10 protein-coding genes, 1 tRNA gene and 1 other RNA gene are annotated in these 9,645 nt (G+C 71.0%); 5 read left to right on the plus strand and 7 right to left on the minus strand.

The window, feature by feature from the left end:
• The 3 genes from HMPREF3086_RS11460 to ffs form a co-directional block, all read right to left on the minus strand.
• A partial coding sequence (locus HMPREF3086_RS11460) for a DNA polymerase III subunit gamma and tau (protein WP_141764070.1) occupies positions 1-1,305 on the minus strand: 1,305 nt, incomplete at its 3' end.
• A 533-nt stretch (positions 1,306-1,838) separates the two neighbouring features.
• Positions 1,839-3,113 (minus strand): aspartate aminotransferase type Ic, encoded by a 1,275-nt coding sequence (locus HMPREF3086_RS11465; RefSeq protein WP_070721973.1) that lies wholly within the window; start codon positions 3,111-3,113, stop codon positions 1,839-1,841.
• Positions 3,114-3,176: 63 nt separating this feature from the next.
• Positions 3,177-3,271: signal recognition particle sRNA small type (ffs, locus tag HMPREF3086_RS11470), an RNA gene on the minus strand.
• A gap of 96 nt (positions 3,272-3,367) precedes the next feature.
• Between ffs and HMPREF3086_RS11475 the strand changes: the two genes are divergently transcribed.
• Positions 3,368-3,455 (plus strand) — tRNA-Ser (locus HMPREF3086_RS11475).
• A 380-nt stretch (positions 3,456-3,835) separates the two neighbouring features.
• On the opposite strand, the gene HMPREF3086_RS11480 is transcribed toward HMPREF3086_RS11475, so the two are convergent.
• Entirely contained in the window at positions 3,836-4,192 is a 357-nt protein-coding gene (locus HMPREF3086_RS11480; RefSeq protein WP_061229690.1) for a 4a-hydroxytetrahydrobiopterin dehydratase, read from the minus strand.
• 132 nt (positions 4,193-4,324) lie between these two features.
• On the opposite strand from HMPREF3086_RS11480, the gene gluQRS reads away from it, so the two are divergent.
• Genes gluQRS through HMPREF3086_RS11495 form a run of 3 tightly spaced genes read left to right on the plus strand, consistent with a single transcriptional unit; the run spans position 4,325 to position 6,497 of the window.
• Complete coding sequence (gene gluQRS, locus HMPREF3086_RS11485; RefSeq protein ID WP_061229691.1) at positions 4,325-5,248, plus strand: tRNA glutamyl-Q(34) synthetase GluQRS; 924 nt, start codon at positions 4,325-4,327, stop codon at positions 5,246-5,248.
• A gap of 53 nt (positions 5,249-5,301) precedes the next feature.
• Positions 5,302-6,177 carry a queuosine precursor transporter gene (locus HMPREF3086_RS11490; RefSeq protein ID WP_109149113.1) on the plus strand — a complete coding sequence of 292 codons (876 nt, stop codon included), beginning with the start codon at positions 5,302-5,304 and terminating at the stop codon, positions 6,175-6,177.
• Complete coding sequence (locus HMPREF3086_RS11495; RefSeq protein WP_061229692.1) at positions 6,174-6,497, plus strand: CHY zinc finger protein; 324 nt, start codon at positions 6,174-6,176, stop codon at positions 6,495-6,497. The genes HMPREF3086_RS11490 and HMPREF3086_RS11495 overlap by 4 nt, the downstream gene beginning before the upstream one ends.
• On the opposite strand, the gene HMPREF3086_RS11500 is transcribed toward HMPREF3086_RS11495, so the two are convergent.
• Genes HMPREF3086_RS11500 through HMPREF3086_RS19000 form a run of 3 tightly spaced genes read right to left on the minus strand, consistent with a single transcriptional unit; the run spans position 6,485 to position 8,591 of the window.
• Entirely contained in the window at positions 6,485-7,132 is a 648-nt protein-coding gene (locus HMPREF3086_RS11500; protein ID WP_061229693.1) for a hypothetical protein, read from the minus strand. The genes HMPREF3086_RS11495 and HMPREF3086_RS11500 overlap by 13 nt on opposite strands.
• 38 nt (positions 7,133-7,170) lie before the next feature.
• Positions 7,171-8,454, minus strand: a complete 1,284-nt coding sequence (tgt, locus tag HMPREF3086_RS11505) for a tRNA guanosine(34) transglycosylase Tgt (RefSeq protein WP_061229694.1) — start codon at positions 8,452-8,454, stop codon at positions 7,171-7,173.
• Positions 8,454-8,591 (minus strand): hypothetical protein, encoded by a 138-nt coding sequence (locus HMPREF3086_RS19000; RefSeq protein ID WP_156482606.1) that lies wholly within the window; start codon positions 8,589-8,591, stop codon positions 8,454-8,456. The genes tgt and HMPREF3086_RS19000 overlap by 1 nt, the downstream gene beginning before the upstream one ends.
• Here HMPREF3086_RS19000 and HMPREF3086_RS11510 point away from each other — a divergent pair.
• Positions 8,590-9,231 carry a TetR/AcrR family transcriptional regulator gene (locus HMPREF3086_RS11510; protein ID WP_061229695.1) on the plus strand — a complete coding sequence of 214 codons (642 nt, stop codon included), beginning with the start codon at positions 8,590-8,592 and terminating at the stop codon, positions 9,229-9,231. The two genes, HMPREF3086_RS19000 and HMPREF3086_RS11510, sit on opposite strands and share 2 nt — an antisense overlap.
• The last annotated feature ends 414 nt before the right edge of the window (positions 9,232-9,645 follow it).

Below are 9,645 nucleotides of genomic sequence, written 5' to 3' on the forward strand. Positions count from 1 at the left end.
GAACTTGGGTCGCCCCTCCGCGGGCGCCGAAGACTGTGGGGCGGGCCCGCCGGAGGGGGCGGTGCGGGCTTCGTCGTCGTCGCCCCCTACCCCGCCACCCGACGCGGCCGCGCCACCTGCGCCACCCGCGGTGACCGGCGCGGTGCCCGGGATCACGGATCCCGACTCCAGCGATTCGACGCGCTGGAGCAGGGCTGCCATGGAGTCGTCGGCCGACGGCAGCAGGAGCTTGGCGCAGAGGATCTCCAGCAGCAACCGCGGTGAAGTGGCCCCGCGCATCGAGGCCATCCCCTCGTGCACCATGTCCGCGCAGCGTGCGAGGGTCGCGGGGCCGATCTGCTCGGCCTGCCGCCTCATGGTCTCGGCCTGCTCGACCGGGGCGTCGACCAGACCGCGCTCGATCGCCTGTGGCACGGACTGCACCATGATGAGGTCGCGCAGCCGCTGCAGGAGGTCGGCGGCGAACCGGCGCGGGTCGTGCCCGGCCTCGACGACCTTGTCGACGGTCCGGAACAACGTGGCGCCGTCGCCGGCGGCAAGGGCGTCCACTGTGTCGTCGATGAGCGCGACCTCGGTGGCCCCCAGCAGGCTCACCGCGCGCGGATAGGTGATGCCCTCCTCGCCGGCGCCGGCCATGAGCTGGTCGAGCACGCTGAGCGTGTCACGCGGCGAGCCCCCGCCCGCGCGGATCACCAGCGGGAACACGGTGGGCTCGACCTTCACGCCCTCCTGGTCGCAGATCCGCTCGAGCAACCCCCGCATCGACGACGGAGTGAGCAGCCGGAACGGGTAGTGGTGCGTGCGCGAGCGGATGGTGGGCAGCACCTTCTCCGGCTCGGTGGTGGCGAAGATGAAGATGAGGTGCTCCGGCGGCTCCTCCACGATCTTGAGCAGCGCGTTGAAGCCCGCGTTGGTGACCATGTGGGCCTCGTCGATGATGAGGACCCGGTACCGCGACGACGCCGGCGCGAAGAACGCCCGCTCGCGCAGGTCACGCGTGTCATCGACGCCACCGTGGCTGGCCGCGTCGAGCTCGGTGACGTCGAGCGTCCCGTTGCCGCCGGGCGCGAGCGCCACGCACGAGTCACACTCGCCGCACGGGGTGGCCGTGGGCCCGTGCACGCAGTTGAGCGAGCGCGCGAGGATGCGGGCGGACGACGTCTTGCCGCAGCCGCGCGGCCCGGAGAAGAGGTAGGCGTGGTTGATACGACCGGAGGACAGCGCCACCGACAGCGGTTCGGTGACGTGCTCCTGGCCCACGACCTCGGCGAAGGAGGCGGGGCGATACTTCCGATAGAGAGCCACGCCTAGAGGGTACCCAGGGGGTACGACGACGAAGAGATCGATCGCGTCCCGACGGGCGCCCCGCGGGTGGGCGTGCTCTTCAGCAGAAATGACCGGAGGGGCCGCGACTGGCGCGGCCCCTCCCGACGTCCCTCGCGCGCGGATCGGGCCCCCTCAGACCCCCGCAGCACGGTTCCCGAACCGATACCTGACACCGGCCCCTCACAGCCCCTCAGCTGTACTCCGGTGTCCGCATCCCTCTGGCCCGGACGGGATAGATACAACCAGATGACCCACTCCCGCGACAAGACGTTCTTGTTGCTGACAGTTGCTCAACAGTCAGCCGTTCAGGCGTTTGCCCACGTCACAGGGTCGCCCAACCTGCGGATCGTAACGTCCACCATGCGAGAACGTGTCTGAGATCACTCGCAGGTAGAACCGCTGGTCACTTCGAGATCGAGCGCGGCGCCATCGCCGGAGAGGAGCCTGCTCCGGCAGGGGCCTGGATTAACGACAGCGAGCCAACTGTTACAGCGATCCCGCCCACCGGGACGTCAGCCGGCGAGCGCCGCGCGGCACGCCGCGAGTAGCGCGCACAGACCCACCACGTCCATGGCGGTCTCGACCTCGGCGAGCGGCGGGAGGGTGGGCGCCAGACGGATGTGCCGGTCGTCGGGGTCCTGCCCGTAGGGGTAGGCCGAGCCGGCGGGGGTCAGCGCGACCCCGACCTCCTTGGCCAGGCGCACGGTCTCGGTCGCGGTCCCGTCGACCACCTCGAGGTCGATGAAGTAGCCGCCCTCGGGCCGGGTCCAGCGTGCGACGTCGTACTCGCCGAGACGGCGGGTCAGCGCGGCGGCCGCGGCCTCGAACTTCGGCGCGATGACCTCGCGGTGGCGGAGCATGTGGGCGCGCACCCCCTCGGCGTCGCCGAAGAAGCGCGCGTGCGCGAGCTGGTTGACCTTGTTCGGGCCGATCGTGCGCACGGAAGTGTGGCCGAGGTACCAGTCCAGGTTGGCCGAGGACGACGACAGGAATGACACGCCCGCGCCGGCGAAGGTGATCTTGGAGGTCGAGCAGACCTGCCAGAAGCGGTTGGGGTGCCCGGCCTCGGCGGCCAGGGCGTCCACGTCCGGCACCTTGGGGAAGTCCTCGGTGAGCGTGTGGACGACGTAGGCGTTGTCCCACACCACGCGGAAGTCGGGTGCCGCGGTGGCCATACGGGCCAGGCGGGAGACGGTGTGGTCGTCGTAGACCGCGCCGGTGGGGTTGGCGAAGATCGGGACGCACCAGATGCCCTTGATGGACGGGTCGGCGGCCACGAGGCGCTCGACCTCGTCCATGTCCGGACCCGTGGGCCCGAGGGGCACGGGGATCATCTCGATGCCGAGGGCCTGCGTGATGGAGAAGTGGCGGTCGTAACCGGGCACCGGGCACAGCCAGCGCAGGGCGGGCTCGTCCTTCCAGGGCCGTTGCGAGTCGGGCGTACCGAAGAGCATCGAGAAGACGAGCAGGTCGTACATGATCGACAGGCTGGCGTTGTCCTGGGCGATCACCCTGCCCGTCTCGGTGCCCAGCAGTTCGGCGATGATCGACCGCAGTTCGGGGAGCCCGGCGCCGCCGCCGTAGTTGCGCACGTCGGTCTTGCCGGCCAGGTGGTCCCCCTCCCCCGGCAGCGACAGCAGCGCCTCCGAGAGATCGAGCTGCTCGGGCGAGGGCTTCCCGCGGGTGAGGTCCAGGGCGAGACCCTTGTCCGCGAGCGCGTCGTACTCGGCGGCCAGTCGCGACTCGATGCGAGCGAGGTCGTCGGCGGGGAGATCGGACAGCGCCACGGTGGCCTCCGGCGGGGGTCGACTACATCGGTGGTGTTAGTGCCCTAAGACATGTCCCAAGACATAAGGGGACCCCGCGCACCCGCCAGAGCCCGCTGACCCTTGCTGCCTTCCGGCCCTGGGGGAGTTCACAGGATGGACGCCGCGCGGGGTCCGGGTACGAGTCTAGCCGGGTCACCCCCGAGCCCGCACGCCACCCACCCCGGAGGATGACGGTTTGCCTCCGCTCGGCCTTCCTCGGTATTGTCCTCCACGGAGGATTCGCCTAGTGGCCTATGGCGCTCGCCTGGAACGCGGGTTGGGGTTTATAGCCCCTCAGGGGTTCAAATCCCCTATCCTCCGCCGCGGACGCGGCCCGGAGCTCTCGAGCACCGGGCCGCGTCGCACATTTCCCGGTACGCCGCCTGGCAGGGCATACCCGCTCGCACCCCCACGCGCCCGAGTCCCCGCGCCCCGCCGGGCACACCGCCAGCGCATCCGGCCCCACTCACGCTGGCCCACGGGACCATTCCACCAGCGCTGGGTAGGGAGATGAGGTCAGATGTCCGACACGGTTGTGGCGGTCCCGGCGATCGTGAGGGTCCTGCTGGGGATCATGCCGCAGCCGCTGCTCGACCTCGCCGGGGCGGCCGCCGCGTTCGCCGGGTAGGCCGCGTCACGGCCGCGCCCCCCCGGACGCCGCCTCCACGCCGAGCAGAGGACCGGGCCCCTGACCTCCGGCCCTACTCCCCCAGGCCGAGCGGGGTCGCGTCGAACTCGCCGGACAGCGCCGAGATCGACCGCGCCAGCCGCAGGTCTCGCCGGGTGACGCCGTCGACGTCGTGACTGCGCAGGTCAAGGGTCACCTCGTCGTAGCTCCACAGGAGGTCGGGGTGATGGTTCTGCGAGTTGGCGGCCTGGCCAATGGCGGCGACCAGGTCGATCGCGGCCTGCGGCGACTCGCACACGGCGGTGTAGGTCAGCGATCCCTCGGACAGGGCCCAGCCGGGCAGGTCGGCGAGGCCCTCAGCGATCTGCTCTTCGGTGAGGCGGGTCTGGTCGTCGGCGTCGGGGCGTGAGTTGTCGGCGTCTGCACTCATTCCTCCAGTCTGGCACCTCGCCGCGCGGCGGGCGGTCCTGGCGCGCGGCCCACGCGCCCCGCCCCACCACGACCACCCGGCGCGCCCCTGCGCCCCGCGCCCCTCCACGACCGCGCCACCTACCCTGTTGACGTGGAAACTCCCGCTAGCCTCCTCCCGCCCGGCGCCGGCCGCTACGCTCCGAGCCCCTCCGGCGACCTGCACCTGGGCAATCTGCGCACTGCGGTGGCGGCGTGGGTGCTGGCGCGGGATTCGGGGCGGTCGTTCCGGATGCGGGTCGACGACCTCGACGCCGCGCGCGCCCGGCCCGGGGTGGCGGAGCGACAGCTGGCGGACCTGGCGGCGATCGGCCTCGACTGGGACGGCGAGATCATGTGGCAGTCCGCGCGCTCGCACGCCTACGCCGCGGCCGCCGACCAGCTGGCGGACCAGAGCCTGGTCTACGAGTGCTACTGCTCGCGCAGAGAGATCGCCGAGGCCCCGCAGGCGCCGCACTCCCCGCCCGGCGCCTATCCGGGTACGTGCCGGGATCTGCCCGAGGCGGAGCGTGAGCGTCGCCGCTCGGCGCTCGGTCCGGGCCGGGTGCCGGCACTGCGGCTGCGCGCGACGGTCGACGAGTTGACGATCACCGACCTCGTCCAGGGGCACTACACGGGGATCGTCGACGATGTCGTGCTGCGCCGCGGCGACGGCGTGTGGGCGTACAACCTGGCGGTGGTGGTCGACGACGCCGAGCAGGGCGTGGACCAGGTCGTCCGCGGCGAGGACCTGCTCTCCTCGACTCCCCGTCAGGTGCACCTCGCGGATCTGCTCGGCCTCCCGCATCCGCAGTACGTCCACGTGCCGCTCGCGGTGAACGCCGCGGGTCAGCGGTTGGCGAAGCGGGACGGCGCGGTGACGCTGGCCGACCTGGCGCAAGAGGGGACGACGACGAGGGCCGCGATCGCCCGGATCGTGGCCTCGCTCGGTGGGCCGGAGGGCGCGGACTCGATCGAGGCGTTGCGTGGGGTGGTCACGGCCGAGTCCCTGCGATCCGGCCCCTGGGTGGTGGCGTGACTCCGCGGGCCGGATTCGTCGCGGGCGCGCGTCTGCCCGGATAATCGTCGCTCGTGACCATTTCATCGCAGACCCCCGAGCCCCGGGATCCGCACGGGACCGGGCTATCGAGAGGGACTGGGCGGCCGGACGGGATCACTCCCGAGCCGGCGCGCAGCTCCCGGACCCCCGACCGCACCCGGACCCCCGACCGCAGCCAGCCCGCGTTCGCCACCTTCGGCAGCCCCTACTTCGCCTACCTCATCGCCCTGTTCGTCGGCGTGATGCTCATCAGCAACGTCACCGGGACCAAGGGCGTCCTCCTCTTCCCCGACCTGTCGTTCCAACTCGGGTTCGTGTCCGTCGACGGTCTCGTGACCGACGGCGCCTTCCTGCTCTTCCCGCTGGCCTACGTGCTCGGCGACGTGATCAGCGAGGTGTACGGCTTCCGCGCGATGCGCCGGGTCGTGCTGTCGGGGTTCGCGGTCCTCGCCCTGGCGGCACTGAGTTTCACGGCCACCGTGTATCTGCCCGCCGCGCCGTTCTACGAGAACCAGGACGCGTTCGAGGCGGTCGCGGGCGTCATTCCGCAGTTCTTCCTCGCGGGGCTCGCCGGGTACGTGGTGGGCGAACTGCTCAACTCGTACGTCCTGGTGTGGATGAAGCGGCGCACAGGTGAGCGGAGTCTGTGGGCGAGGCTGCTCGGCTCGACCGTGGTCGGCCAGCTCGCCGACACGACGGTCTTCTGTACGATCGCCGCCCCGGCACTGGGCATGGCGCTCTGGTCGGGTGACTACTGGAACTACGTCGTCATCGGGTTCGTCTGGAAGACCCTCGTCGAAGCGGTGCTCCTGCCCGTGACGTACCTGGTCATCGCGTGGATCAAGAAGCGCGAGCCCAGCTACCAGGCCGCACTGTCGGGGTCGGTCCTGTCACAATCGGCGGCATGATCCCGCCCGCCGTGACGGTCCTCGGCGCGACCGTCGATGATCAGACCCGCTGCGTCCACTACGCCGGCCCGCTGGACATCGTCGCGATCCGCTTTCACTGCTGCGGCGAGTTCTACCCGTGTTTCCGCTGCCACGCCGACGCCGTCGACCACCCGGTCACGGCGTGGCCGGCGGATCGGTTCGACACCCGCGCGATCCTGTGCGGGGTGTGCCGGTCGACGCTGTCCATCAGCGACTACCTGGAGGCCGACTCCTGCCCGTCGTGCGCGTCACCGTTCAACCCGGGATGCTTCCTGCACCACTCGATCTACTTCGAGTGAGAAATCCCATCGGCCTCGTCCATCGCCGTGATGACCGTGCGCAGCACGCCGAGCACCAGACGCGTGAGGTCCTCCCGCCGGGCGACGTCGGCGCCGCGGCCGAGGGCGAGCGCGCGTTCGGCCGTCTCCGGGTCGGGAAGAGTCCTGACCGCATCGGCCAGGACCCCCGCCACGTCGCGGGGGATCCCGAGCATCACCGCGTCGGACACGATCGTCTCGACGATGTCCCTGTAGACCGCACCCTCCCGGGCGTCGAGCAGCGGAACCACGCGGGCGACGTCGGCGTAGAGCTGGTCGAGGTGGCCGTCGTCGTCCGGGTGTTGCTGATCCAGAGACGCGGTTTCGGCGACGTTGCAGAGGAAGTCGAACAGCATCTGGTCGGCCGTGAAGGGACCGGGCCAGAGCCGAAGGTGCTCGTCGAACGGTAGGGAGGCGGCGCGTGAGATCAGCGTCGCGGCCCGCTGCTCGTCCCCGTCGACCATTCTGGTCAACGCCTTGTCCAGCAGGTTGAACGCCGCGTCCATCGCCGCTTCGCTGACCTCCGCCAGCGCCCCGGTCTTGACGTCCGGATGGAGTCCGTACGGCGTTCGTCGTGCCAGGTCCTCGTCGAGCGTCAGCCTACGGTCGTCCGTCATGCGCCCAGTCTCCCATCCGCGGCGGCTCGGCGTCCGGGTCATCGCCCCGCGTAGTACCGCCCCAGGAACTGCTCCTTGTACGCCACGTACTCGTCGGGTCCGGCCGCCATGGCCGCGCGCACCTCGTCGACGAGCCGCACCACAAAGGCGAGGTTGTGCAGGGTCAGCAGAGTCGAGCCGAGGAACTCCTTGGCCTTGAACAGGTGGTGCAGGTACGCGCGGCTGTACTCGCGGGAGACCTCGGACGGCCCCTCGGGGTCGAGCGGCGTGTGGTCGTGCCGGAACTGCGCGCGGGTGATGTTGACCCGCCCGTCGAGCGTGTAGATCCCGCCGTGGCGCGCGAGCCGGGTGGGCGCGACGCAGTCGAACGTGTCGGCGCCGTTCTCCACGGCGGTGAAGATGTCGTCGGGCTCGCTGATGCCCAGCAGGTGCCGCGGCCGGTCCTCGGGCAGCTCCTCGGTGCACCAGCCCACGATCGTGCCGAGGTTCTCCTTCTCCAGCGCGCCGCCGATGCCGTAGCCGCCGAACCCGCGCCGCCCCTGGTCCTCGGCGCGCTCGCTCATCTCCACGAGCCCGCGCACGGCCTGGCGCCGCAGGTCCTCGAACTGCGCGCCCTGGACCACTCCCCACAGCGACTGCCCCGGCCGGTGCGTCCGCTCGGTGGACAGCCGCTCGTGCTCGTCGAGGCAGCGCTGCGCCCAGCGACGGGTCCGCTCCACCGAGTTCTCCTGATACCCGCGGGTGTTCATCAGGGTGGTGAGTTCGTCAAAGGCGAAGATGATGTCGGCCCCCAGCGAGTGCTGGATCCGCATGGACACCTCGGGCGAGAAGCGGTGCCGCGACCCGTCGAGGTGGGAGGTGAAGGTGACGCCGTCCTCGTCGACCTTCGCGAGGCGTCCCTGCCCCTTGTTGGTCGCCGAGTCGTCGGGGGCGGCCTTGGTGCCCGCGCTCATCTCGATGACCTTCTTGAACCCGACGCCCAGGCTCATCACCTGGAACCCGCCGGAGTCGGTGTAGGTGGGCCCGTCCCAGCGCATGAACTCAGCCAAACCGCCGGCGGCGTCGACGATCTCGTGCCCGGGCTGCAGGTACAGGTGGTAGGCGTTGGCCAGCACCGCCTGCGCGCCGGTCGAGCGGACCTGCTCGGGCGTGAGCGTCTTGACCGTCGCCTTGGTGCCGACCGGGATGAACGCCGGGGTGGCGATGTCGCCGTGGGGCGTGTGGATGACGCCGGTGCGTCCGCCGGCGGTGCCGTCGAGAACCATCCGCTCCCCCACGTCGAAGGTGGTGGGGCGGGTGTCGGGTGCGGCGCTGTCGGGCATCACTCCATCGTGGCATGTCGGTCCGTGATCGTGGACGTGACCCTAAGATGGACCTGTGCGTCGGCCGGGGGGACGTGGGTGTCGGCGCCGGGGGGCGCGACGCGCGCGTCGATGAGTACGACGACGAGGTGTGCCATGACCGCAACGGGAGGACGACGGCTCTCCAAGCAGGAACGCCGTTCGCAACTGGTCGTGTTGGGGATCCGACTGCTGGAGACGGTGCCTTTCCATGCCCTGTCCCTGGACGACGTGGCGGAGCGGGCCGGTGTGTCCCGCAGCCTGCTGTTCCATTACTTCCCCACCAAGCTGGACTACCTCACTGCTGTCGTCCGGGCGGCGGCCGACCACGTGCTTTCGCTGACGGAGGTCCCGGAGGGCACCAGCGCGGAGGACTGCACCCGCGCGATCGTCACGGCGCTGGTCCGTTACATCCAGCGTCGGCGCGACAACTACGTGGCGGTCCTGCGTTCGGGCCGGGCGGTGGACCCCGCGTTGGAGCAGGTCGTCGACGGCATGCACCGCACGATCAGTCTGCGGATCCTCGACAGCATCGGGGTGGACGGGGCGGGCCCGATGGCGCTGGTGCTCACGCGCGCCTGGCTCGCGGGGGTCGAGGAGCTCGCGCTGCTGGGCGAGGAGTCCGGACTCCCGCAGGCGGCGGTCATCGATTCGGCGCTGTCGACACTCAACGCGGTCGTGTCGCTCCCCGACTTCGTCGACGACGTCACTTGCACCGGCACCGCCACAGGCCCCGGCACTGGCGCCAACCCCGCCTGACCCCGCCCGCCGCCCCGGCACACTCACCCCGCACCCGCACCCGCACCCGCACCCTCCCGCGACCGCCCCCTTCCCAGCCGCCTCCTTCGCAGCCGCCCGTCGCCATGGCGTCTCGCGCGTACCGCGGGGCAGGCCAGACGCCATGGCGAGGAGCGGGAGCAGTCGACGCGGACAGGCACAGGGGCGAGACGCCAAGGCCGTGAGCGGCTGCACGGGTACGGCCGGGGGGCGGCGCGGGTTCGCCCGCATCGACGACGCCTATCGAACGGAGCGCCGCCTATCCGACTACGCGCCACCTATAGGGTCCGGTAGGCGGCGCGTAGCCGAATAGGTGGCGCTCGCTCTGGAGGGTCGGGCGGCCAGGCGCGGGAGCGGACGCTCGTTGACGCCCGCGCCCATGTCGAGGATCGAGCG

It is taken from the genome of Dietzia sp. HMSC21D01, assembly GCF_001815995.1.
In the GTDB taxonomy this organism is placed as follows: domain Bacteria; phylum Actinomycetota; class Actinomycetes; order Mycobacteriales; family Mycobacteriaceae; genus Dietzia; species Dietzia cinnamea.

What these genes read in the sequence shown, in the direction of transcription:
- tgt (WP_061229694.1), bottom strand. Translation starts at nt 8,454, where the DNA reads ATGCCCGACAGCGCCGCACCCGACACCCGCCCCACCACCTTCGACGTG.
- HMPREF3086_RS11500 (WP_061229693.1), bottom strand. Translation starts at nt 7,132, where the DNA reads ATGACGGACGACCGTAGGCTGACGCTCGACGAGGACCTGGCACGACGA.
- HMPREF3086_RS11480 (WP_061229690.1), bottom strand. Translation starts at nt 4,192, where the DNA reads ATGAGTGCAGACGCCGACAACTCACGCCCCGACGCCGACGACCAGACC.
- HMPREF3086_RS11510 (WP_061229695.1), top strand. Translation starts at nt 8,590, where the DNA reads ATGACCGCAACGGGAGGACGACGGCTCTCCAAGCAGGAACGCCGTTCG.
- HMPREF3086_RS11495 (WP_061229692.1), top strand. Translation starts at nt 6,174, where the DNA reads ATGATCCCGCCCGCCGTGACGGTCCTCGGCGCGACCGTCGATGATCAG.
- HMPREF3086_RS19000 (WP_156482606.1), bottom strand. Translation starts at nt 8,591, where the DNA reads ATGGCACACCTCGTCGTCGTACTCATCGACGCGCGCGTCGCGCCCCCC.